Source organism: Kitasatospora sp. NPDC034533 (genome assembly GCF_055575155.1).
In genome coordinates, this window is the sequence record NZ_JBVITE010000010.1 from 116,218 (window position 1) to 138,249 (window position 22,032).

Sequence of the window (22,032 nt, forward strand, 5' to 3'; positions counted from 1 at the left end):
CGGCGCCGGCGAGCGGTTTTCCCTCCGCCGGCCGGCGCCGCGCCACGGGGGCGGGCGGTCACCGCGCCCATCCCCGTACCTGGGGGCACCCCCCGTCCCCGTACCGGGGCACCCCGTCACTTCATGCGCGTCACTTGGCCTGCAGGCCGCCGAGGATGAGCTTCCAGACGACCTCGAAGCGGTCGTGGGTCGCGGGGTCGGGCCAGGTGGAGGCGTAGACCGGGTCGTGGAAGGGGCAGGTGGCGTCGAGGACGGCGCGGGCGGTGTTCCGGATGTGGGCGAGCTTGAACTCCTTGCTCTCCATGCCGTCCGCGACGATGTTGGAGACCTGGTCGACCAGCGTGTCGATGTGGGCGGCCACCAGGGTGCTGTTCTCCTCGACCAGCACCCTGTAGGTGGCGAACAGCTCCGGGTCGTCCAGCGCCTTCTTCCGCTTGGCCGCGAACAGGGCCGTCAGCAGGAGGTGCAGTCGCTCGGAGGCGGAGCCGGCGCCGGTGGAGATGGTCTCCAGCTCGTAGTGCGCCTGGTCGAGCCAGCGCCGGGTGACCGCCTCGCGCAGCGCGGTCTTGCTGGGGAAGTGGCGGTAGACGCTGCTGTGGCTGACGCCGAGGACGCGGGCGACGTCCACGACGGAGGCCTTGGCCGGGCCGAACCGCCGCAGGACGTCCTCCGCCGCGATCAGGATCTGGTCGGCGGTGAGTGCGGTGTCCGTGGTCACGTGGTCCGTCCTTGGGGTCGCTCGGTCGGAGTGGGTGTGCCACTATGGCACGACAGCGAACAGAATTCAAAATCTGTTCGCTGTCGTCTGTTATCTGAAAGTTGAAATCTGTCGATTGTCATCTGTTCGACAGGTGACAGCTCTCCGGATTACGCTCAGCGGCGGTCAGTCGGCGACCCGGCTGCGGTTCTCGTACGCGAGATCGGCGTACTCGGGGTGGCGGAGCATCCAGCCCTTGATGAAGGGGCACGTGGCCAGCACGGCCAGGCCACGGGCGCGGGCGTCGTCCAAGGCGGCTCGGGCCAGGGCGCTGCCGATGCCCCGGCCCTCGAATGCGGGGTCGACCACGGTGTGCGGGTAGACCACCAGCTGCTCGCTGCGCAGGTACTCGGCGAAGCCGGCCGACTTGTCGTCCTCCCAGGCCTCGAAACGGTTCCGGGCTTCCACGTCACGTACCGAGAGGGTCATGTGCGGCTCCTCGCCGTCGGAGAATCGGAGCCGGTTCCGGCCCCGGTCCATCATCGAGCGACCGGGGCCGACCCGTTCGTCGACTCGCCTGCCGATCCGCCCGTCGGCTGCTCCGGACCCTCACCCGTCGGCTCGTCCGCCTCGCGCGCGGCGCCCGTCGGTGCGGCGGTGACGCTCCCGGTCGGCGCCCAGGTCTCGCGCCCGCCCGGGGCCCGCAGCAGGTGGGCGCGGGCGGGCGGCACATTGCGCCACACCGTGCGCTCGCCCAGACCGTACGCCGCCTCGAACCGGCGCAGCAGTCGCACCACCGCGCGGTGACGGGCGCCCCGTCGGGGGCCCGCGGTGAGGATGCGCGCCGCCGTCGTGCCGAGGTACCCGAAGTACGTCAGCTCTCCGCCGGGTGCCAGCAGCCGCAGGTAGAGGTCGAGGAGATCGCGGACCTGTGCGGGCTCGAAGTTGGTGAACGGCAGCCCGGACACGATCACGTCGTACCGCTGGGCACCGTCCTCCGGCAGCTCCTCGACCCGGCAGGCCGACAGCCGCAGCTCGACCCCCGGGTGTCGCGCGGCCAGCACCGGATCCTCCCGCAGGCAGTCGGCGAACCGCTGGTTCGCCTCGACGACGTGCAACCGGTCGCCCGGGCGCAGGACTTGGGCCAGCCGACGGGTCACCACGCCGGTGCCGGCGCCGACCTCCAGCACCGAGATCGGACGGTTCGGGCGGCTGGTGACGGGCACTGCCAGCGCGTTCACCAGCTCCGGGCCGCTCGGGGCCAGCGCGCCGGTGTCGTGAAAGGTGCGCAGGGCCTCGGCGAGGAACAGCAGGTGGTCGCCACCGGCGGGTGAACTCCGCTGGACGGCAAGGCAATCGGGGCGGTGGTGAAGGCGTTCGTTGGTCATGCCGTCGACGCTAGGCAGCGCCGAGCCACCGCGAATCGGCCGGTCAGTGGCGCGCACCCCCGACGAAAGTCGAGGGTGCGGTAGCCCGAAAGGCAGGGGCGCTCCGAGGCCGGGCACCCCTAGCATCAAGCCTCGGAAGCCGGACAACGGGCCACGGACAACGGACAAGGAGCAGTGCACGAGGGCGAGGAACGAGGAGCCCGAAGGGGCGAGGAGCGGGAGCAACAGGCAACGGCGAACAGGCGACACGCGGCGCAACACGCGGCGCGAGTGCGGAAGGCCCTCGGAGCGAGGAAGAGGAGGAACGTCATGCGCAGGAGCCTGCTCGGCTGGTACGGCCCGGACCGCCGCCCGTGGACCGAGACGCTGCTGCTGCTCGGCGTGCTCGCCCTCGCCGCCGAGGAAGGCCTCTTCCAGTGGCTGCACTCCGACGGGCCGCTGCGCCTACCGCGCACGGTCCTCGTCGTGCTCGCCTCGCTCTCGCTGCTCTTCGCCCGCCGCTACCCGGTGGCCGCGGCCGTGCTGCCGGTGCTCACCGGCGGGCTGTTCAACCGGGCCTACCCCGGCCTGTTCAGCGTCTTCCACCTCGCCCACCTCGGCCGGACCGGCCCGGCGATGGTCTGCGGCGCGGTCATCGCGGTGGTCAGCGCTGCCGGTGCGGACTCGCTGGTCGAGTGGGCCGGCACCACCGGATCCCAACTCCTGGTCCAGGCTGCCACTTTGGCGGTCGGGCTCTGGCTGCACGGCAGAAGGGTGCTGATCCGCACCCTGCACGCGCAGGTCGACGCGCTGCGCCGCGAGCGCGAGCTGCGCGCCGAACAGGCCCGGGCCGCCGAACGCGCCCGGATCGCCCGGGAGATGCACGACGTGCTGGCCCACCGCCTCAGCCTCCTGGTCCTGCACGCCGGGGTGCTGCGCGACCAGGCCCGGGCCGGTACCGTCGCCGCCGATCCGGACCGGCTCGCCCACCGCCTCGAACTGCTGCGCACCACCGCCGCCCGTTCGCTCGACGACCTGCGCGACGTCCTCGGCGCACTGCGGGCCGACTCGTCACCGGCCCGGCCGGCCGTGGAGACCGATCCGCCGTCCGGGCCCGCAGGGGCCGCGCCCGTTCCCGCCCCCGCCCTGCGTGACCTCACCGAGCTCGTGGACGAGGCGACGCAGGCCGGGCAGCAGGTCGAACTCGCCCTCTCCGGGGACCCGGAGACCGTACCGACCACCCACCGCCTGGCCGTGCACCGGCTGGTCCAGGAGGCGCTCACCAACGCCCGTAAGTACGCCCATGCCGCGTCCGTCACCGTCCGGGTCGGCTACGGGGCACCGGCGACGACGGTGGAGGTCCGCAACGGCCCCGGCGAGGCACTGCCGGAGGGGCAGTGCTCCGGCGGCGGGTACGGGCTGGTGGGGCTGGCCGAACGGGTCGGCGCCCTCGGCGGCCACTTCGACGCGGGCCCGGACGGCAGCGGCGGCTTCCGGCTCTCCGCCCGGTTGCCCGCGCCGGACCGCCCACCGCAGACGGTGCCCGAGCCGGCTCCCGCCCGTGGCGATGGCCCGATCCCACATCCGGGGCGAGCGATACCACTGCGGCCGGGGCAGAGGACGATGCCGGGGGCGCGGCAGTCACGGGGAGGGGGACAAGGAGCGCGAAGGGTGCAGATGACGAAGCCACCGAAGCCGCCGGAACAGCCGAAGTCGGCGGGGCCGCAAGAGCAGGCACCGGAGTGACCGGCACAATCGGAACGGCGGCCGGAGCAACGGCCGAAGCAGAAACCGAAGGGGCGCCGCATGATCCGGACGATGGTGGTCGACGACGACGCGCTCGTCCGCCTCGGCCTGGTCGATCTCCTGACCCAGGACCCTGAGCTCACGGTGGTCGCCGAGGCCGCCGACGGGCTGCAAGCCGTCGAACTCGCGGGCAGCCGGCGGATCGACGTCGCGCTGATGGACATCCGGATGCCCCGGCTCGACGGCATCGCCGCCACCCGGCGGCTGCGCGAACTCCCCGACGGCCCGCGGGTCATCGCCCTCACCACCTTCGACCTGGACGAGTACGTGTACCAGGCGCTCGCGGCCGGGGCGGACGGCTTCCTGCTGAAGGACACCCCGCCCGCGGAGATCGCCCGGGCCGTCCACGTCGTCGCCGGCGGGCAGGGGATGCTGCATCCGGCGGCCGCCCGCCGGCTGATCGACCGCTACCACCGGGCCGGGGCGCCCCGGTCACTGGCCGCCCGCGATCGGGTCGCCGGGCTCACCCCGCGTGAGACCGACGTGCTGCGCGAACTCGCCGACGGGCTCTCCAACGCCGAGATCGCGGGCGTGCTCGGGATGCGCGAGAGCACCGTCAAGGCGCACGTCAGCCGCATCCTGACCGGGCTCGGCGTCGGCAACCGGGTCCAGGCGGCGCTGCTGGCACGGGATGCGGGGCTGGTGGGCGACGCCGGCTGAGGCGGGCGGCCGGTGCCGGCCGCACTCGGCCTCGGCACCGGCCTCGGCCTCGGCACCGGACCGCCCCGGCTGCCGCACTCGCGGCCGTCGTGCCGCGCCCGGGCGGCAGCCGGGGCACGCCGGGGCTCGGCAGGGCACACCGGGGTTCGACGGGGGCACATCGGGGTTCGAGGGGGCACGGTACCGTCCACTGGTCACACGGTTGTTCCCCGGACGTCGGCTCGGGACCGGGGTGGGCGTCGAACCGGACTTCCCTGAGCCGCCGCGTGCCCCCGGTTCGTATCGCCTGCTGAGCGGCTGTCACCCATCCGGCGTGGAAATGACGCGGCTTGGCCGTTTGCGCTGCCGAACTCGGGCGGCGGGTCCATGGTGGAGATGGGCGCGATCCGGCGACCGCGCCCGCGCGCCGATCCAGGCCCGCGCGCTGAGCGCCCGTGCCGGTCGCGGACGGGCGGCGTCCGAAGCGGGGCCCGGTACCGGCACGCTGGGAGCAGGGCCACCTCGCAGGAAACCGAACGGTTCTTCTAGGCTCACATCTCGGCTTCCCTGCGGCGGTCCGGCTACTGCGGCCGCTGTCAGGAGGCCGCCGTCCACGGGGCTCCGGGCGGACCGGGGCCACCGGATCGAGCGAGGAGGACACCGATGCCAAGCATGCCGCCCAGCCGTCCCACCGTAGTTGGGCCACACGGGCCGACCGGCTGGGCCGTCCATCGTGCCGGACGACTGGTGCGGTTCGGCTGGGCCTGGTGCCCGGGCGGGGCGGGCCGGCCGGTTCGGCCGCTGAATACCGGCGGCGGCCGCGGAGGCGAGCGTTGAGTCCCCAGGTCGTCGGGTCGCCCGCCGTACCGGGCGCCGCCGCCGAACCCGACCCGGCCCCGTCCACTGTCCCGGCCGCCCTCGACAGCGAGGCCCACGCGGTTGCCGCCGGGGCCACCGCAACCGCAACCGCCACTGCCACCGCCGCCGCGACCATCACCGCGACCGCGTCCGTCGCCCCGGCCACGGGAACCGCTGCGGTGGGCGCCGGCACGGCGACTGCCACCGCGGCTCCGGCAGGCGTTGCCGCTGCCGCTTCCCCGGCGGGCCCGGCAACGGCCGGTGGGGCAACGGCCGGTGCGGTGAAGGCCGTCGCGGCGAAGACCGTTGTCGCGAAGGCCGCAGCCGCGCAATCCGCGCTCACGAAGTCCGCCCTCACCAAGACCGTCGCCGCGACGAGCGCGATGGCGAAGGCCGCGGTGACGGCGACCGCCGTGGTGAAGAGCACGACACCACCGGCTCCACCTGCCACCGCCGGACCCGCCACCACCACGGCGCTGCCCGGTGTGCCGCAGGCGATCAGCGCCTGTGCCCGGACCCTCGCCGGCGCGGTGCGGCGCCGCTGCGCCGACCTGGCGAGGATCGAGTCCCCGAGTGGGGACGTGCCCAGACTGAACGCCCTGGCAGAGGAGTTGGCCGACGGCTACTGTGCCACCGGCGCCACCGCCCGGCGCGAACCAGGGCCCGCCGGGGACCATCTCGTGCTGGAGTGGGAGGGCCGGGACGAGACCCTGCCGCACCTGCTGATCGTCGGGCACCACGACACCGTCTGGCCGGTCGGCACCCTCGCGGACTGGCCGGTGACCGAACAGGAAGGCCGGCTCACCGGTCCCGGTGTGGTCGACATGAAGGGCGGACTCGCCGTCCTGGAGGGCGCGTTGGCGCTGCTCGCGGACCTCGGCGAACGTCCGCACCGGGCCGTGCGACTGGTCGTGGTCTCCGACGAGGAGGTGGGCAGCCCGGACGGGCGGAACCTGGTCGAGCGCCACCTGCGGGGCGCCGCGGCGGTGCTGGGGCTCGAACCGCCGCACCCCGACGGGCGGTTGAAGACCGCGCGACGCGGCAGCACCCGGGTGCGGCTCACCGTGACCGGCCGTGAGGCGCACGCGGGCAACGACGCCCACGACGGGGTGTCCGCGGTCGACGAGCTGGTGGACCAGCTGGTACGCGTGCGCGACCTCGCCGGTCAGCCCGGCACCGAACTCAACGCCGGTCGGATCAGGGGCGGTTCGCGCGCCAACGTGGTCGCCGGTCGGGCCGAGGCCGAGCTGGGCCTTCGGTTCGCCACGGCCGAAGCGCAGCGCCGCACGCTCGACAACCTGGCCCGGCTCACCGCGCTCCGCCCGGGGGCCAGGGTCCGTACGGAGGTGCTGTCCAGCCGTCCGGCCTGGCCCGAGCGGACCGGCAATCCGCTGCTGCGGCACGTGCGTTCGCTCGCCGCGGTACTGGGGCAGCAGTTGGACGGCGCTCCGGCGGGCGGGGCGGGGGACACGAACCTGCCGGGCTCGCGCGGGCTTCCGACCCTGGACGGCTTCGGCGCGGTGGGCGCCGGGGCCCACGCCCGCCACGAGTACATCCGGCTGGACCAGATCGCGCCCCGGGTCGCCCTGCTGGCGGCGCTGCTCGCCGTGCCCCTGCCGAGGCTGCGTGACCGTGGGGAGGGGTGAGACAGGGCGTAGGGGAATGAACGGTGAGCCGCTGGGGGCCGACGACCGGGCGGAGAGCAACGCTCAGGCGACAGCCGGCGATGGCGGCTCACAGGTAACGGATAACAGATAACAGGTAACGGATAACAGCTGACAGATTCTGAAATCTGTCAGCTGTTATCCGTTATCCGTCCCGCGCCTTGCCATCCCTCCGCCCCGCCCCGCAGAATGGTACCGACCGAACGGTCAGTCGGTCGGCGCCCGGGCCGGACCCAGGCCGAGGCCGACCGGGCAGCGCCGACAAGCACGGCAGCAGCCGGAGCAGGACACGAGAGGGGACCGTGGTGACAGCAGAGGTGGCCGAGGCGGTCCCCGCGCAGACGCCGGAGGACCGGTTCGAGGCGGTCGTCGCCGCCGGGCAGCGGATCGAGCCCAGGGACTGGATGCCCGACGCCTACCGGGCCACCCTGATCCGCCAGATCGCCCAGCACGCCCACTCCGAGATCATCGGCATGCAGCCCGAGGGCAACTGGCTGACCCGGGCGCCGTCCCTGCGCCGCAAGGCCATCCTGCTCGCCAAGGCCCAGGACGAGGCCGGCCACGGCCTCTACCTCTACGCCGCCGCCGAGACCCTGGGCGTCGACCGCGCCGAGCTCACCGAGAAGCTGATCTCCGGCCGCCAGAAGTACTCCTCGATCTTCAACTACCCGACCCTCACCTTCGCCGACGTCGGCGTGATCGGCTGGCTGGTGGACGGCGCCGCGATCTGCAACCAGGTCCCGCTCTGCCGGTGCAGCTACGGTCCGTACGCCCGGGCGATGGTGCGGATCTGCAAGGAGGAGTCCTTCCACCAGCGCCAGGGCTACGAGCTGCTGATGACGCTGATGCGCGGCACCGACGCCCAGCGCCGGATGGTCCAGGACGCGGTGGACCGCTGGTGGTGGCCGTCCCTGATGATGTTCGGCCCCTCCGACGCCGACTCGCCGAACACCGCCCGCTCGATGGCCTGGCGGATCAAGCGGCACAGCAACGACGAACTGCGTCAGCGCTTCGTCGACATGACCGTCCCGCAGGCCGAGCACCTGGGCGTCACCCTCCCCGACCCCGAACTGCGCTGGAACGAGGAACGCGGCGGCTGGGACTTCGGCGAACCGGACTGGTCGGAGCTGACCAGGGTGATCCACGGCCAGGGCCCCTGCAACGCCCAGCGGATCGACCGCCGCCGCGCCGCCCACGAGGACGGAGCCTGGGTGCGCGAGGCGGCCGCCGCCTACGCGGCCAAGCGCACCGCGGAGCGGTCCGCCCGGCAGCCCGCCACGGAACAGGAGAACGCAAAGTGACCGAGCCCCAGACCGCCACCCCGGCCGGGTCCAAGACCGGCTGGCCGCTGTACGAGGTGTTCGTGCGCCCCCGGCGCGGGCTGAACCACGTCCACGTCGGCTCGCTGCACGCCTCCGACGACCGGATGGCCCTGCTCGCCGCCCGCGACCTGTACACCCGCCGCAACGAAGGCGTGAGCCTCTGGGTGGTCCGCTCGGACGCGATCACCGCCTCCACCCCCGACGAGCGCGACCCGTTCTTCGAGCCCAGCGGCGACAAGGTCTACCGCCACCCGACCTTCTACGACATCCCCGAGGATGTCCCGCACATCTGACGGGGGAGCCACCGTGCACGACCACACCACGTCCACCACCGGCCTCGGCCCTGGTACCGGTACCGGCCCCGGCGATGACGACCACGTCTACCTCAGCCTCGCCGACGCCGCCCCCGGCCCCGAGGGCGAGGGCCGCTGGGCGTACGGGACGGGCTTCGCCGACCCCCTGCTCGGCGTGGACACCGCCCTGCCGGCCGGCCTGGACGGCGCTGACCTTGCCGCCTACTGCCAGATGCTGGGCGACGACGCGCTGGTCCTCGCCCAGCGGCTGATCGAGTGGTGCACCCGGGCGCCCGAGCTGGAGGAGGAGGTCGCGCTCGCCAACCTGGGCCTCGACCTGCTCGGCCAGGCCCGCCTGCTGCTCACCCGGGCCGGCCAGGCGGACGGCACCGGCCGCAGCGAGGACGACCTGGCGTACTGGCGCGAGGAGCACGAGTTCCGCAACGTGCGCCTGGTCGAGACGCCGAACGGCGACTTCGCGTACTCGATCGCCCGGCTGCTGCTCTTCTCCACCGCGCGCGGCGCCCTGTACGAGGCGCTGAGCGCGCACCCGGACCCGGTGCTGGCCGCGGTGGCCGCCCGCGGCGTCAAGGAGCTGGCGTACCACCGGGAGTACGCCGCCGCCTGGACGCTGCGCCTCGGCGACGGCACGCCGTACTCCGCCGAGCGGATGCAGGCCGGGCTGGACGCCGTCTGGCCGCTGCTGGAGGAACTGTTCACAGCGCACCCGGTGGAGCTGCGGGCGGGCGTCGACCCGGCGACCCTGCGCGAACCGGTGCTGGACTCGCTCACCGCCGTCCTCGCCGAGGCCGGGCTGACGGTGCCGGACGTGCCGCCGCTGGCCACCGTCCTCGGCCGGGCCGGCCGCGACGGCGTGCACACCGAGGCGCTCGGCCCGCTGCTCGCCGAACTCCAGGTGGTGGCCCGAGCCCACCCGGGGGCGACATGGTGACCGGCACGACGGGCGTGACGGGTACGGGCGGCGCCGTCGGCACGACCGACACGACCGGCACGACCGGTCCCACCACCCGGGACCTGGCCTGGGCGGTCGCCTCGGCCGTCCCGGACCCGGAGCTGCCCATGCTGACCCTGGCGGACCTGGGCGTCCTGGCCGAGGTCGAGGTGGACGGCTCCGGCGGCACGGTCACCGCCTGGCTGACCCCGACCTACTCGGGCTGCCCGGCCGTCGCAGAGATGGCCGCGGACGTGGACCGCCGGTTGCGCGCGGCCGGCTACCCGGACGTGCGGGTGCGGCTGCGGCTGGACCCGCCGTGGTCCACCGACCTGATCACCGCCGAGGGCCGCCGCAAGCTGGCCGAGGCGGGCATCGCCCCACCGCGGCCCACCACCGCTGCCGGGAGGAGCGCCGCTGCCGGGACCGGCCCGGTGGCGCTCACCCTCGGCCCGACCCGGACCGCGATCGCGGTCGGAAGCACGGCCGGAACCGAGGCCGAAGCCGCAGCTGTGATCGCGGCCGCGTCGGCGGCCGTACCGTGCCCGCGCTGCGGCGGCACCGACACGGAGGAGCTGTCCCGCTTCGGCTCCACCGCCTGCAAGGCGCTCTGGCGCTGCCGGGCCTGCCGCGAGCCGTTCGAACGCGTCAAGGAGATCTGAATGCCCGCCGCTGCTGCCGCTTCCGCCGGCCCCGTCGCTGCTGCCGCTTCCGCCGCCGGTCCCGCCGCTGCTGCCGCTTCCGCCGCCGACACCGGGTCCGACCCGGTCGGCGAGGTGTCCTCCGGCATCCGCCCGGCCCGCCGTCCGAGCTTCCACCGGCTGCGGATCGACCGGGTCGAGCGGCTCTGCGAGGACGCCGTCGCGGTGACCTTCGCGGTGCCGGACGAGCTGGCGCGGGAGTACGCCTTCCGCCCCGGGCAGACCCTGACCGTGCGCAAGCTGGTGGACGGCGCCGACGAGCGCCGCTCCTACTCGATCTGCTCCCCGGTCGGCGGGCCGCTGCGGATCGCCGTCCGGGAGGTGCCGGGCGGGTTGTTCTCCCGCTGGCTGGTGCGCGAGGCCCGGCCCGGCGAGGAGGTGGAGGTCCTGACGCCCTCCGGCCTGTTCACCCCCGAGCTCGGCGTCCCCGCCGACCACGTCCTGCTGGCGGCCGGCTCCGGCATCACCCCGATGCTGTCGATCGCCGCCTCCGTGCTGGCCGCCGACCGCAGCTCCACCGTCACCCTGCTCTACGGCAACCGGCGCAGCGACACCGTGATGTTCGCGGACGAGCTGGCCGACCTGAAGGACCGCTACCTCGGTCGCTTCCAGCTGGTCCACGTCCTCTCCCGGGAGACCAGGGACGCCGAACTGCTCAGCGGCCGGCTGGACCCGGACCGGGTACGGGCGCTGCTGGCGGCGCTGGTGGACGTCGGGAGCGTCGGGCACTGGTGGCTGTGCGGTCCGTTCGGGATGGTCGCCGGCGCGAAGGACCTGCTCGCCGAGCTGGAGGTCCCGGGCGAGCGGGTGCACCAGGAGCTGTTCCACGCCGAGGACGAGCCGCTGCCGGAACGCGACGAGGACTGGGACCGGACGGACGGCACCTCCGACGCCCCGGCGGGCGCGCACAGCGAGGTCACCGTCGTCCTCGACGGACGCGGCAGCACCCTCTCCCTCCCACGCGACCGCTCGATCCTGGACGGTGCCCAGCGCTCCCGCCCCGACCTGCCGTTCGCCTGCAAGGGCGGGGTCTGCGGCACCTGCCGCGCCCTGGTCACCGAGGGCGAGGTGGAGATGCGCCGCAACTTCGCGCTGGAGGAGAAGGAACTGGCGGCCGGGTACGTTCTCACCTGCCAGGCCCGCCCGGTCACCGACCGGGTGACCGTCGACTACGACCGCTGAGCCTCAGACGGCGGCCGGCTCCCTCACCGGGGCTCCGGCCGTCCGTTCGCCTGCCGCTGCTTCCCCGGCCGTCGGTTCCCCGAACGCCGGATCCTCGGCCGTCGGTTCCCCGGCCGCAGGGGCGGCGAGCTTCGGGTCCCCGAGCAGCTTGACCAGGTCGTTGACGGCCGCCCGCCCGGCCCGGTTGGCGCCCACGGTGCTGGCGGACGGGCCGTAGCCGACCAGGTGGACGCGGGGGTCGGCGGTGGCGCGGGTGCCGGAGAGCGCGATGCCGCCGCCGGGGGAGCGCAGCCCGAGCGGGGCGAGGTGGCCGACCTCGGGCCGGAAACCGGTCGCCCAGACGATCGAGTCCACCGCCAGTTCCTCCTCGCCCCAGGCGACCCCGCGCTCGGTCAGCCGGTCGAACATCGGCCGGCGGTGCAGCGCTCCCAGTTCCTCGGCACGCCGGAGGGCGACGGTCGGGCCGAGTCCGGTCACGCCCACCACGCTGAGCGTCGGCAGGCCCTGCCGGACCCGCTCCTCGACCTTGGCGACCACCGCGCGCCCGTACTCGGGGGTGAACGGTCCGTCGTGGTAGACGGGCTCGGAGCGGGTGACCCACACCGTCTCGCCGACCGCGGCCACCTCCGACAGCACCTGGATCGCCGAGGCGCCGCCGCCCACCACCAGCACGCGCTCGCCGGCGAACTCCTCGGGGCCCCGGTACTCGGCGTAGTGCAGCTGGCGACCGGCGAAGTGGCCCGGGTAGTGGGGGAGGAAGGGGCGGGTCCACGTGCCGGTGGCGTTGATCAGCGCGCGGGTCGACCAGGTGCCGCGGTCGGTCTCGACCAGCAGCCGGGAGTCCGGGCGCTCGGACTCGGCGCGTACGGCGCGCACCGTGACCGGGCGTACGACCGGGAGCGCGTGCCGGGCCTCGTACGCCGCGAAGTACTCCGGCACCACCTCACGTGCGGGGGCCTGTGGGTCCGGCGGCGGGAGCTCCTCGCCCGGGAGGTCGTGGACGCCGTGCACGGTTTCCATCCGCAGGGACGGCGAGCGGTGCGCCCAGGCGCCGCCGGGTGCGGCGTCGGCGTCGAGCACGACGAAGCCGCCGTCGACGTCCGCCCGGTAGGGGGCGAAGCCGCGGCGGCGCAGGTGGTAGGCGGCGGACAGGCCTGCCTGCCCGGCGCCCACCACCAGGACGTCCACGCGCCGTACGCGCCGGAGAGCGCCATTGGTTGCACCGTAAACAGTCACGCCCGTGAAACATCAGGGGGGCCGAAGACTGTTCCCGCCGCCGAGGACCCGTCAGTGGTGCGGTGGGGCAGCGGTACGCAGGGGTGGTGGCGCTGAGGGCGAGGGGCGTCAGGCGGCCGGGGAGACCACCGCGGCGGTGCCGTACGCGCAGACCTCGGTGCCGACGTCGGCGGCCTCCGTGACGTCGAAGCGCATCATCAGGACGGCGTTGCCGCCGCGCGCCTTGGTCTGCTCGACCAGTCGCTGCATGGCCTCGTTGCGGCTCTCGACCAGGGTCTTCGTCAGACCGCGCAGCTCGCCGCCGATCAGCGACTTCAGACCGGCACCGATCTGGCTGCCGATGTGGCGGCTGCGGACGGTCAGCCCGAAGACCTCGCCGATCACGTGGTCGACCCGGAAGCCGGGGATGTCGTTGGTGGTCACGACCAGGACGTCGGCGTTCGGGCGCTGCCCGCCGCCGTACTCATTGATATCAGCCATGGGTCACATCCTGCCAAGTTCCTGCGTCCGGGTGATCGAGGCGGGGCCGGATGGTGGCCGAGATCGCTTTCGGAAGCTGCTCCGGACCGGTGATCGGAGGACCGAAAAGCCGTACCGTTAGCCCCATGGGCGAGCGAAGCGATCATCCACAGGGGCCGGGCGCGGCGGAGGACTCCGGCGCGCAGGAGATCGAGGCGACGGTGGTGCTGGGCCTGCGGATCAATGACTGGCCGGCCCTGCGGGCGGCCGCGATCAGAGCGGTCGAGGAACTGGACTTCGAGGGCATCGACCCGGCCGGTCAGCGCCGTGAACTGCTGCGCGAGGTCGCCGAGGACGCCAACGCGGCGCTCGGCGCACTGCTGCACCCGGACCGGCTGGTGGCCGCCATCCCCGGCGTCGAGGCGATCGGCGGCACGCTGGAGATCAGCGTCACCGAGGACTTCACGCCGGATTTCGCCGACCTGTTCCCCCTGGACGGCGACGAGGAGGACGGCGGCGCGGGCGCCGACTGGAGGCTCACCCCGCGCACCGCCTGTCTGCTGCACGCCCAGCTGATCGGCCTGGCCGACGCCGCCTACGACGACTTCGAAGAACACGGCGACGAGCCGGTCGTCGAGGCCGAGGACGCCGACTGGACGGTCTTCTCCCGGCTGCCCCAGCGCACCTGGCAGCTGCACCGGGGCTGGCGCCGCGCGATGGCCCGGGCCTTCGACGACCTCGCCGACGACCTCGCGCTCGGCGAGTGGCCGCTGCCGCGCTGCCTGGCCGAGGAGATCGCACTGCGGATGGCCCTGGTGGACGCCCGGGCGCTGCTCGGTGCGCAGCCCGAATCGGTGGCGGACATGATGGGCGACCTTCCGGCCGACCTCTACGACTACGACTGGGACGGCTGCCAGGACGAGCTGTTCGGCGTGTACGGGCCGGACGACGGGGATCCGGAGCTGGGGGCGGAGCAGCGGACGGAGGTCCTGCTGGCGGCCACCCACCCCGAGGGCTGGTTCCTGATGTACGAGGATGCGGAGGAGCGGGACCCGCAGCGCGGCTACCGGCGCTGACGGGCCCTGCTCCCGTTCCGCTCCGGGCCTGTGCCGTCCCGGGCCTGTGCCGAACGGGGCGGGCCCGGTCCGCCGGGGCGGGGCTGGCATCCTGGACGGGTGACTTCTGCTTCCGGTGCCCCGACTCCCACGCCCCAGAACCCCGCTCCCGTGGCCGACTCCGTCGACCCCGCTGACTCCGCCGACGTCCGGGAGCCCGAGGACCGTGACGCGCGGCCGCAGTACGTGCTGCCGCTGGTCGTCCGGCTGGAGCGGGCCACTCCGCCGGGCCGGACGGACGCGCTGGAGACCTCGGCGCGGGCGGTGCTCACCCTGCTGGCCGACTCGCGGGTGACCGAGGCGGACGGGGAGTGGGCGCAGCGGGTCGCCGCGTGGGAGGACGCCCGGATCCGCAAGGTGGTCCGGCGGGCGCGGGGCGGGGAGTGGCGCCGGGCGGGCGAGCTGCCGGGCGTCACGGTGCACGGCAGGGAGGCGGAGGTGCGGGTGTTCCCGCCGATCCCGCTGGACGGCTGGCCCAAGGAACTCGCCAAGCTCCAGGTGTCGGGGACGGACCTGGAGGAGACGGCAGAGATCGGCGCCCCCGAGCCGGGCCTGCCGGTGCTCTGGCTGAACCCGGAGCTGGAGATGAGCGCGGGCAAGACGATGGCGCAGACCGGGCACGCCGCTCAGCTCGCCTGGTGGCGGCTGGACGAGGCACAGCGCAAGGAATGGGCGGAGGCCGGCTTCCCGCTCGCCGTCCGGACGGCCTCGCCGCAAACGTGGCAGGAACTCGTCCACAGCGGACTCCCGGTGGTCCATGACGCGGGCTTCACCGAGATCGCGCCCGGGCCGACTGTCGCCTTCGAAGGCGGTACGCGCTACTGCTCCACCCCGGCCCTTCGGCGCCCGTGATCGCACCGCGCTGACCGCCACGACGCCTGTTGCTCACGGGACAGGAGGCGGCCTCAGCCGTTCCCGCTCGGTACATGTCAGCTCACCCCGCCCGGCGATCGAGCGGTAACGCTTGGGTCACGGACGCCCCTTGCGTGCAGCAGCGCCGGAACGCCCCGCGTCAGGTCGGTGGAAGGGGCCAGAGCGGCTCCAGAAGGGGGGGCGGCCATGTCGAGGAACCACGTGCCGAGGGTCTCCGATGCGCGGAAGTGACGTCGAGGGCTACACGTCGTTCGTCCGAGCGCGGTCGGCGGCGCTGTTCAGAACCGCGCTGCTCCTCACCGGGGAGCCTCATGCGGCCGACGACCTCGTGCAGTCCACGCTGGAGCGGGTCTACCGGCATTGGCGACGGGTTCGCTCCGCGGAGGTGCCCGAGGCGTACGCACGCAGGATCCTGGTGAACCTCGCCAACGACGGCTGGCGCAGGCAGCGCAGGCACCCGGAGGCACAGCTCCATGACGACGTCGGTGGTGGACGGGTCGATCCGTACAAGGGCGTGGACCTGCGGGACGAGCTGATGCGCACGCTCCAGACCCTGCCGACCAGCATGCGGACCGTCCTGGTGCTGCGGTACTTCGAGGATCTCAGCGACACGGAGATCGCCGGCCTGATGAACATCTCGGCCAGTACCGTGCGCTCCCAGGCGAGCCGTGGACTGGCGAAACTCCGGTCGACCGTCGACCGGAACACCCATCACACATCTTCGGGAGGGGCCAAATGAAGGACTTCGACCTGGAGGGCGAACTGACCGCGGCCATGCGCGACCGCGCGGCGCAGTTTCCTCCCCGTGCGTACGAGGCGGACGGGCTCGTCGCAGCGGTGAGGCGTCGCCGTCGCCGCCTGGCGGTCGGCGCGGCCGGCGTGGCCGCGGCTCTGGCCGTGGTGGCGCTGGGCGCCGCGTTCGCGACTCAGCCGAGGCACGGGGGCGGCTCGTCCGGGGTGCAGGCGCCTGCCGCCGCGCCGTCCTCCTGGGCTTCTTCCCTGCCGGACACCCCCTCGCCCCAGCCCCCTGCCAAATCGGTTCCGTCCGCCGATCCCTCGGAGACGACGCGTGCGCTCTACACCGCCGCCCTGCGCTACCAGAATCCGGCGACCCGTGCCGAGGTGAACCTCGACACGGTGGCGGCCCTGTTCGCCGACGCCGACACGTATCGGCGGATCTGGGGCACCGACTCGCGCGGGGTGACCTGTGGAGCCGCGGTCGACGGCGTGCTGGCGGCCAGCGAGATCCGGCTGTACCAGGGCGACCAGCCGTTCGGCAAGGTCGCCTCGCTCGAGTTCGACGGTTCGGGCACAGTGCGCTCGCTGACCTGCAAGGCCGACACCACGTCGGGCCGGGGTGACGACCCGAGCGTCAACGGCTTCTACGGCGGTCTCGTGGCAGCCGTCCGGTCCGGCGACTCCTCGCTGCGCCCGCACCTGGCCGGGCAGTTCCTGAGCGCGGCGTTGCGATCACGCGGGGGCGCCACCGCCGGCACCTGCTTCACCGACACTCCAGTGTTCTGGTTCGCGGACGATCCCACCTCGGCGACTCTGCGCCATGGGTGGAGCATGACGCTCAGCGACGGTCACCGATTCCCGATCGATCTCGACGAGAACGGAAAGATCGACGCCGCGTGCGCGTGAGGAACCACTGGTCACGTCCTCGCTTGGCTTCGGGTGCACCGTGATCGCGGAGCATCCGGCGTTGCGGTAGCGGGGTGGCGGCGGACAGCGGACAGCGGACAGCGGACAGCTGACAGCTGACAGATTTCGAAATCTGTCAGCTGTCATCCGTCATCTGTTTTTTGTCATCTGTTCGCCGCCCGCCCCCTGGGCGCGGTCAGCTGTGCTCGTACCGGCGCATCGCCCGCAGGCCGCCGCAGACCGCCAGGGTCGTCCAGAGCGCCATGATCAGCAGTCCGGTCCAGTGGCCGTAGTGGATGCCCGGCTCCGCCTGGGTGCGGGTCGCGTACAGGCCGGCCCGGTCGGGCAGGAACTGGCCGAGTTCGCGGACACCGGGGATGGCGGCCAGCCAGGTGGTGCCCAGGAACACCATCGGGGTCAGCAGGCCGAGTGCCGCGCTCAGGTTGCCCAGCATCGCGGTCAGCCCGAGGCAGAGCAGCACCATCATCGGGTGGTACAGCACCCCGGCCAGGAAGCTGCGGGCCAGGCCCGGGGTGGAGAAGTCCAGGCCGACGGTGGTGGCGACTGCCAGGAACGAACCCGCCGTCGAGGCCAGCCCGAGCAGCAGGCCCAGCCCGGCGCCGAGCGCGAGCTTGGCGCCGTACAGCCGGCCGCGCCGGGGGACGGCGGTGAGCGAGGTGCCGATCATGCGGGTGTTGAACTCCTGCCCGATCAGCAGGACGCCGAGGCAGGCCACCGCGACGTGGCCGAACAGCAGCCCGTAGAAGATCCCGCCGGCCGGGTCCTCGCCGGGGGTGTGGTCCTTCACCCCGTAGGCGGCGTTGACGGCCGCCGTGACGCCGACGGTCAGTGCCAGGGCGACCAGTGGCGCCGCCCACTGCGAGGGCAGCGTGGTGAACTTGATCCGTTCGGCGCGCAGGGCATCGGCCACTGTGCTCGTCGTCGCTCGCGTCCCCGGCGCCACAGTCTCCCGCGTCCCCGTCCCCGGCGTTCCCATCTCCGGCCTCCTGTCCGTCATCGACCGCGTCCCGTCTTCCGTTCGCCCGGGCTCACTTGGCACCTCGCAGGGCGCGCAGACCGCCGTACGCGGCCAGGGCCGTCCAGAGCGCCATGATCAGCAGTCCGGTCCAGTGGCCGTACGCGACCTTCGGGTCGTCGGCGTAGCGCAGCGCGTACTGGCCGGCCCGGTCGGGCAGGAACTGGACCACGAGACGGACCCCGGGGACGCCGCTGAGCAGCGGCGAGAGCAGGAAGAGGGACGGGACCAGGAGCCCCATGGCGGCGGTGAGGTTGCCCAGCAGGGCGGTCGTCCCGAGGCAGAGCACCACCAGCATGGTCTGGTAGAGCACTCCGGCGACGGCGGAGCGAACGAAGGCGGGCCCGTCCCACTCGGCGGGGACGGTGGTCGCGTACCCGGCGAAGGCACCCGCCGTGCCGACGGCGCCGACGGTGAGCCCGACCAGCGCGCCGAGCGTCAGCTTGGCGCCGTACAGCCGGCCGCGCCGGGGGACGGCGGTGAGCGACACGTCGATCATGCGGGTGTTGAACTCCTGGCCGATCAGCAGGACGGCGAAGCAGATCAGCGCTGCCTGGCCGAAGTTGAGCCCGTAGAAGACACCGACGCTCGGGTCGTCGGTGATGCTGTGGTCCTTGTCCCCGAGGGCGGCGCCGACGGCGGCGGTGCCGCCGACGGAGAGCGCGAGGGCGAGCAGCGGGGTGATCCAGAGCGAGCGGAGGGTGGTGAGCTTGATCCGTTCGGCGCGCAGGGCGTGGACGGCGGAAAGCGGCGCGTTCATGCGGCGGCCTCCGCGCGGTACTCGACGCTGTCGGCCGTCATCCGCATGAACGCCTCCTCCAGGGAGTCCCGTTGCACGGCGATCTCGTACAGCACGACGCCGTTGGCGGCGGCGAGCGCGGCGATCCGCTCGGGTTCGGCACCGCTCACCTCCCAGGTGCCGCCGCCGACTTCGGTGGCGTCGAGGCCGTGGGCGGGGTCGCCGAGCAGGGCGGCGAGCTTGGTCGGGTCGACGGCGCGGACCCGGATCCTGGCCCGGCCGTGGCGGTCGATGAACGCGGTGGTGGCAGCGTCGGCGAGCAGCCGGCCGCGCCCGATCACCACCAAGTGGTCGGCGGTCAGCGCCATTTCGGTCATCAGATGGGAGGAGACCAGCACCGCCCGGCCCTCGGCGGCCAGGTCGCGCAGCAGGGTGCGGATCCAGCGGATGCCCTCCGGGTCCAAGCCGTTCACCGGTTCGTCCAGCAGCAGCACCGGTGGGTCTCCGAGCAACGCGGCGGCCACCCCGAGGCGCTGGCGCATGCCGAGCGAGAAGCCCCGGATCCGCCGCCCGGCGGCCTCCGTCAGGCCGACCTGGCCGAGCACCTCGTCGACCCGGCGCTGCGGCAGCCCGTTGCTCGCGGCGAGCCAGCGCAGGTGGCCGTGCGCGGTCCGGCCGCCGTGCAGTGCCTGGGCGTCCAGCAGCGCTCCGACCGTCCGCAGCGGGGCCGGGAGTTCGAGGTACGGCCGGCCGTCGACCAGCGCACGTCCGGCGGTCGGCCGGTCGAGGCCGAGGATCAGGCGCATGGTGGTGCTCTTGCCGGCGCCGTTCGGGCCGAGGAAACCGGTCACCACGCCGGGTCGGACCTCGAAGGTCAGGTCGTCGACGACGCGCCGGCCGTCGTACTCCTTGGTCAGGCCCTGGATCTCGATCACGGCCCGCTCCCCTCGTCTCGTCGTCGGTGGCTTCCGCCGGGCCGGCCGTGGTCGGCCCCGGGCGGTGGCTCCATTCGACCGGAGCGGGCGGGGGCGGCGGATCCCGCCGGGGCGGGGAGCGGTCTCCCTCCCGGGAGGGAGGGCGCGGGCGACCGGGGCGGGACCCGGCGACCGCCCTGGGCTGGCAGGATGGCGCCATGTCCAAGATCGCGGCGTTCAGGAGCACGGTGTTCGGAACCGGCGCTCCGGGAAGTGCGGGCCCTGGGAGTGCGGGGCCGGGGAGCCTGGTGCCGGGCAGGCCGACGCTGGGCGGGTCGACGCTGGGAAACCCGACGCCTGGAGGCCCGACGCCGGGGAACGCGGTGCGGAGGCTCGTCGCGCCGCTGGTGGCCGGGGTCACGTACGCGCGACTGCTGCACCTGCTGGTCGGGTGGATCTTCGCGGGCGTCGTGCTGATGGTCTATCCGGGAACGTACCGCAAGGGCCTCGGCGAGATCCTGATGGCGGCCGTCCCGGTCGACTGCGTGCTGCTCGCGGCGGTCGCCCTCATCCCGGCGGCGCGGCGGGCCGAAGGGGTGCAGGCGCGGCTGCTGCTGGTGCCCGACCGCGAGGAGGACATCGCCACCGAGCCCTCCCGTACCTGGGCCGACCGGCGGCGCACGGCGGCCTGGCTGATCGGCCGGGTCGGGCTCGGTTCGGTGGCCGGATTCGTGCTGTCCTTCGGATCGGTCGCCTGCTACGACCGGCTGACCGGCCCGGACGCGCTCTGGTACCTCCCGTTCTCCCCGCTGCCGGTGCTCGGCTTCGGCTGGTTCCTGGTCCTCGCCGGCCGCCTCCAACTGTCCATGGCCGTGAGGTTGCTGGGTCCGTCGCCGGTGGAGCGACTGGCCGAGGCGGAGCTGCGGGCCGAACGGCTGCTGGAACGCAACCGGTTGGCCCGGGAGCTGCACGATTCGATCGGCCACGCCCTGACGGTGACGGTCCTCCAGGCGGGTGCGGCGCGCGAGGTCGGGGACCCCGCCTTCGTCGCCAAGGCGCTCGAAGTCATCGAGGAGACCGGCCGCTTGGCCATGGAGGACCTCGAACGCACCCTCGTCCTGCTGCGCGAGGCCCCGGCCGGAGCGGGCGGCACGGCCACCGAACAGCCCGGCATCGACCAGCTGCCCGCGCTCCTCGACACCGTTCGTGCGGCCGGAAGTCCGGTGGAGGCGCGGATCGAGGTGCCGCCCGGCGCGCTGCCCGGGGTGCTCTCCCGCGAGTCGTACCGGATCGTCCAGGAGGGCGTCACCAACGCGCTCAAGTACGCGCCCGGCGAGCCGATCGACATCCGGGTCGCCGTACGGGACGGATGGTTGGAGCTGCGCTGCGCCAACCGGCTGTCCGGCGGCGGGCGTTCGGCGGGCGGTCCGGCACGGCCGTCCGGGGCGGGGCCGACCAGGGGCGGAACGCGCAAGGGCGGCAAGGGGCTGCGCGGCATCCGTGAGCGCGCCGCGCTGCTCGGCGGCGAGGCGACGGCGGGGGCGACGGGAGCGGTGGGAGCGGCGGGGGCGACGGGAGCGGCGGGGGCGACGGGAGCGACGGGGACAGGGGGAACAGCGGGGACAGCGGGGACGGAGACCGGGACGGCGACGGGGGCGCTCCAGGGCGGCGGCCGGGAGTGGGTGCTGAGCGTCCGGCTGCCCCTACGCTTGGGCTCGTGACGAACGATCTCGATGCGGCGGGTCGGGGCGGGGCAGCCGCCGGCGTGACGGACATCCTGCTGGCCGACGACGAGGAACTGGTCCGGGCCGGCCTGCGGGCCGTCCTGGAAGCGCAGGGAGACCTGCGGGTGGTCGGTGAGGCGGCGGACGGCGCGCAGGCCGTCGCCCTCGCCCGGGCGCTGCGTCCGCACGTGGTGCTGATGGACGTCCGGATGCCGGTGCTGGACGGCCTGGCCGCCACCCGCGAACTGCTGCGCCCCGGCGCACCGGGGGAGCGGCCGCCGCGCATCCTGGTCGTCACCACCTTCGAGAACGACGACTACGTCTACCAGGCGCTGCGCGCGGGCGCCGACGGCTTCCTGCTCAAGCGCGCCCGCCCGGCCGAGATCGCGCACGCGGTACGGCTGGCGGCGGCGGGAGAGTCGCTGCTGTTCCCGGCCGCGATCCGCCGGCTGGCGGCCGGGCAGGGCAACCCGACCGCCCGCGCGGCCATGGAGCGGGCGGCGCTGACCGAGCGCGAGGCGCAGGTGCTGCGGCTGGTTGCGCGGGGCCTCAGCAACGGGGAGATCGCCGAGCAACTGTTCCTCGGCGTACAGACGGTGAAGACGCACGTCAGCAGTGTGCTGGCGAAGCTGGGCGCGCGGGACCGCACCCAGGCGGTGATCGCGGCGTACGAGTCGGGGTTCGTCGAGCCGGCGGAATGAGGGCGTCCGGACGAGGGCGTCCGGACGAGGATGTCCGAATGAGGACGTCGGGATGAGGGCGTCGGGATGACCGGGCCGGAATGACGGTGCCGGATGGACCGTGCTGGGGC

At 73.8% G+C, this 22,032-nt stretch carries 22 protein-coding genes; 14 read left to right on the plus strand and 8 right to left on the minus strand.

Annotated features, from left to right (window positions below; all coding sequences use genetic code 11):
* Positions 1 to 130 precede the first annotated feature (130 nt).
* From ACZ55U_RS10275 to ACZ55U_RS10285, 3 genes are all read right to left on the minus strand, one after another.
* Positions 131 to 718 (minus strand): TetR/AcrR family transcriptional regulator, encoded by a 588-nt coding sequence (locus ACZ55U_RS10275; protein ID WP_465524486.1) that lies wholly within the window; start codon positions 716 to 718, stop codon positions 131 to 133.
* 165 nt (positions 719 to 883) lie between these two features.
* Positions 884 to 1,186, minus strand: a complete 303-nt coding sequence (locus ACZ55U_RS10280) for a GNAT family N-acetyltransferase (protein ID WP_465524488.1) — start codon at positions 1,184 to 1,186, stop codon at positions 884 to 886.
* Between the two features lie 50 nt (positions 1,187 to 1,236).
* A complete protein-coding gene (locus ACZ55U_RS10285) occupies positions 1,237 to 2,085 on the minus strand; it encodes a class I SAM-dependent methyltransferase (RefSeq protein ID WP_465524490.1) in 849 nt (282 codons plus the stop codon).
* A gap of 309 nt (positions 2,086 to 2,394) precedes the next feature.
* Here ACZ55U_RS10285 and ACZ55U_RS10290 point away from each other — a divergent pair, with 309 nt between their 5' ends.
* From ACZ55U_RS10290 to paaE, 8 genes are all read left to right on the plus strand, one after another.
* A complete protein-coding gene (locus ACZ55U_RS10290; protein WP_465524492.1) occupies positions 2,395 to 3,810 on the plus strand; it encodes a sensor histidine kinase in 1,416 nt (471 codons plus the stop codon).
* Positions 3,811 to 3,870: 60 nt separating this feature from the next.
* Positions 3,871 to 4,530 (plus strand): response regulator, encoded by a 660-nt coding sequence (locus ACZ55U_RS10295; protein ID WP_465524494.1) that lies wholly within the window; start codon positions 3,871 to 3,873, stop codon positions 4,528 to 4,530.
* A gap of 1,118 nt (positions 4,531 to 5,648) precedes the next feature.
* Positions 5,649 to 7,013 carry a M20 family metallopeptidase gene (locus ACZ55U_RS10300; RefSeq protein ID WP_465524496.1) on the plus strand — a complete coding sequence of 455 codons (1,365 nt, stop codon included), beginning with the start codon at positions 5,649 to 5,651 and terminating at the stop codon, positions 7,011 to 7,013.
* Positions 7,014 to 7,333: 320 nt separating this feature from the next.
* A complete protein-coding gene (paaA, locus tag ACZ55U_RS10305) occupies positions 7,334 to 8,332 on the plus strand; it encodes a 1,2-phenylacetyl-CoA epoxidase subunit PaaA (protein WP_465524498.1) in 999 nt (332 codons plus the stop codon).
* A complete protein-coding gene (gene paaB / locus ACZ55U_RS10310) occupies positions 8,329 to 8,646 on the plus strand; it encodes a 1,2-phenylacetyl-CoA epoxidase subunit PaaB (RefSeq protein WP_465524500.1) in 318 nt (105 codons plus the stop codon). Before paaA ends, paaB begins: the two co-directional genes overlap by 4 nt.
* Before the next feature lie 13 nt (positions 8,647 to 8,659).
* On the plus strand, positions 8,660 to 9,598 hold the full coding sequence (paaC, locus tag ACZ55U_RS10315; protein ID WP_465524502.1) for a 1,2-phenylacetyl-CoA epoxidase subunit PaaC: 939 nt from the start codon (positions 8,660 to 8,662) through the stop codon (positions 9,596 to 9,598).
* Positions 9,592 to 10,260 (plus strand): 1,2-phenylacetyl-CoA epoxidase subunit PaaD, encoded by a 669-nt coding sequence (paaD, locus tag ACZ55U_RS10320; protein WP_465524504.1) that lies wholly within the window; start codon positions 9,592 to 9,594, stop codon positions 10,258 to 10,260. The genes paaC and paaD overlap by 7 nt, the downstream gene beginning before the upstream one ends.
* Positions 10,261 to 11,481 carry a 1,2-phenylacetyl-CoA epoxidase subunit PaaE gene (paaE, locus tag ACZ55U_RS10325; protein WP_465524506.1) on the plus strand — a complete coding sequence of 407 codons (1,221 nt, stop codon included), beginning with the start codon at positions 10,261 to 10,263 and terminating at the stop codon, positions 11,479 to 11,481.
* Between the two features lie 3 nt (positions 11,482 to 11,484).
* Here the strand turns inward: paaE and ACZ55U_RS10330 are convergent, their stop codons facing one another.
* Both ACZ55U_RS10330 and ACZ55U_RS10335 read right to left on the minus strand, forming a co-directional pair.
* A complete protein-coding gene (locus tag ACZ55U_RS10330; RefSeq protein ID WP_465524508.1) occupies positions 11,485 to 12,669 on the minus strand; it encodes an NAD(P)-binding domain-containing protein in 1,185 nt (394 codons plus the stop codon).
* A 156-nt stretch (positions 12,670 to 12,825) separates the two neighbouring features.
* Positions 12,826 to 13,197, minus strand: coding sequence for a YbjQ family protein (locus ACZ55U_RS10335; RefSeq protein WP_465524510.1), 372 nt, complete (start codon positions 13,195 to 13,197; stop codon positions 12,826 to 12,828).
* 125 nt (positions 13,198 to 13,322) lie between these two features.
* Here ACZ55U_RS10335 and ACZ55U_RS10340 point away from each other — a divergent pair, with 125 nt between their 5' ends.
* From ACZ55U_RS10340 to ACZ55U_RS10355, 4 genes are all read left to right on the plus strand, one after another.
* The gene (locus ACZ55U_RS10340) at positions 13,323 to 14,252 is read left to right on the plus strand and encodes a hypothetical protein (protein WP_465524512.1); all 930 of its coding nucleotides are present in this window, start codon (positions 13,323 to 13,325) and stop codon (positions 14,250 to 14,252) included.
* A gap of 150 nt (positions 14,253 to 14,402) precedes the next feature.
* Complete coding sequence (locus tag ACZ55U_RS10345; protein ID WP_465524514.1) at positions 14,403 to 15,143, plus strand: peptidyl-tRNA hydrolase; 741 nt, start codon at positions 14,403 to 14,405, stop codon at positions 15,141 to 15,143.
* A gap of 238 nt (positions 15,144 to 15,381) precedes the next feature.
* Positions 15,382 to 15,903, plus strand: coding sequence for a SigE family RNA polymerase sigma factor (locus ACZ55U_RS10350; RefSeq protein ID WP_465524516.1), 522 nt, complete (start codon positions 15,382 to 15,384; stop codon positions 15,901 to 15,903).
* Positions 15,900 to 16,808 (plus strand): hypothetical protein, encoded by a 909-nt coding sequence (locus tag ACZ55U_RS10355; protein ID WP_465524518.1) that lies wholly within the window; start codon positions 15,900 to 15,902, stop codon positions 16,806 to 16,808. The genes ACZ55U_RS10350 and ACZ55U_RS10355 overlap by 4 nt, the downstream gene beginning before the upstream one ends.
* Positions 16,809 to 17,004: 196 nt before the next feature.
* Here the strand turns inward: ACZ55U_RS10355 and ACZ55U_RS10360 are convergent, their stop codons facing one another.
* The 3 genes from ACZ55U_RS10360 to ACZ55U_RS10370 all read right to left on the minus strand — a co-directional run bounded on the left by ACZ55U_RS10360 (position 17,005) and on the right by ACZ55U_RS10370 (position 19,518).
* A complete protein-coding gene (locus ACZ55U_RS10360; RefSeq protein ID WP_465524520.1) occupies positions 17,005 to 17,739 on the minus strand; it encodes a hypothetical protein in 735 nt (244 codons plus the stop codon).
* A 118-nt stretch (positions 17,740 to 17,857) separates the two neighbouring features.
* Positions 17,858 to 18,604, minus strand: coding sequence for a hypothetical protein (locus ACZ55U_RS10365; RefSeq protein WP_465524522.1), 747 nt, complete (start codon positions 18,602 to 18,604; stop codon positions 17,858 to 17,860).
* Positions 18,601 to 19,518 carry an ABC transporter ATP-binding protein gene (locus ACZ55U_RS10370; RefSeq protein ID WP_465524525.1) on the minus strand — a complete coding sequence of 306 codons (918 nt, stop codon included), beginning with the start codon at positions 19,516 to 19,518 and terminating at the stop codon, positions 18,601 to 18,603. The genes ACZ55U_RS10365 and ACZ55U_RS10370 overlap by 4 nt, the downstream gene beginning before the upstream one ends.
* A gap of 362 nt (positions 19,519 to 19,880) precedes the next feature.
* Here ACZ55U_RS10370 and ACZ55U_RS10375 point away from each other — a divergent pair, with 362 nt between their 5' ends.
* Together ACZ55U_RS10375 and ACZ55U_RS10380 are read left to right on the plus strand one after the other, a co-directional pair.
* Entirely contained in the window at positions 19,881 to 21,218 is a 1,338-nt protein-coding gene (locus ACZ55U_RS10375; protein WP_465524527.1) for a sensor histidine kinase, read from the plus strand.
* Positions 21,215 to 21,922, plus strand: coding sequence for a response regulator (locus ACZ55U_RS10380; RefSeq protein ID WP_465524529.1), 708 nt, complete (start codon positions 21,215 to 21,217; stop codon positions 21,920 to 21,922). Before ACZ55U_RS10375 ends, ACZ55U_RS10380 begins: the two co-directional genes overlap by 4 nt.
* Positions 21,923 to 22,032 lie beyond the last annotated feature (110 nt).

What these genes read in the sequence shown, in the direction of transcription:
- ACZ55U_RS10285 (WP_465524490.1), bottom strand. Translation starts at nt 2,085, where the DNA reads ATGACCAACGAACGCCTTCACCACCGCCCCGATTGCCTTGCCGTCCAG.
- ACZ55U_RS10280 (WP_465524488.1), bottom strand. Translation starts at nt 1,186, where the DNA reads ATGACCCTCTCGGTACGTGACGTGGAAGCCCGGAACCGTTTCGAGGCC.
- ACZ55U_RS10295 (WP_465524494.1), top strand. Translation starts at nt 3,871, where the DNA reads ATGATCCGGACGATGGTGGTCGACGACGACGCGCTCGTCCGCCTCGGC.
- paaD (WP_465524504.1), top strand. Translation starts at nt 9,592, where the DNA reads ATGGTGACCGGCACGACGGGCGTGACGGGTACGGGCGGCGCCGTCGGC.
- ACZ55U_RS10355 (WP_465524518.1), top strand. Translation starts at nt 15,900, where the DNA reads ATGAAGGACTTCGACCTGGAGGGCGAACTGACCGCGGCCATGCGCGAC.
- ACZ55U_RS10340 (WP_465524512.1), top strand. Translation starts at nt 13,323, where the DNA reads ATGGGCGAGCGAAGCGATCATCCACAGGGGCCGGGCGCGGCGGAGGAC.
- ACZ55U_RS10365 (WP_465524522.1), bottom strand. Translation starts at nt 18,604, where the DNA reads ATGAACGCGCCGCTTTCCGCCGTCCACGCCCTGCGCGCCGAACGGATC.
- ACZ55U_RS10335 (WP_465524510.1), bottom strand. Translation starts at nt 13,197, where the DNA reads ATGGCTGATATCAATGAGTACGGCGGCGGGCAGCGCCCGAACGCCGAC.
- paaE (WP_465524506.1), top strand. Translation starts at nt 10,261, where the DNA reads ATGCCCGCCGCTGCTGCCGCTTCCGCCGGCCCCGTCGCTGCTGCCGCT.
- ACZ55U_RS10350 (WP_465524516.1), top strand. Translation starts at nt 15,382, where the DNA reads ATGCGCGGAAGTGACGTCGAGGGCTACACGTCGTTCGTCCGAGCGCGG.
- ACZ55U_RS10290 (WP_465524492.1), top strand. Translation starts at nt 2,395, where the DNA reads ATGCGCAGGAGCCTGCTCGGCTGGTACGGCCCGGACCGCCGCCCGTGG.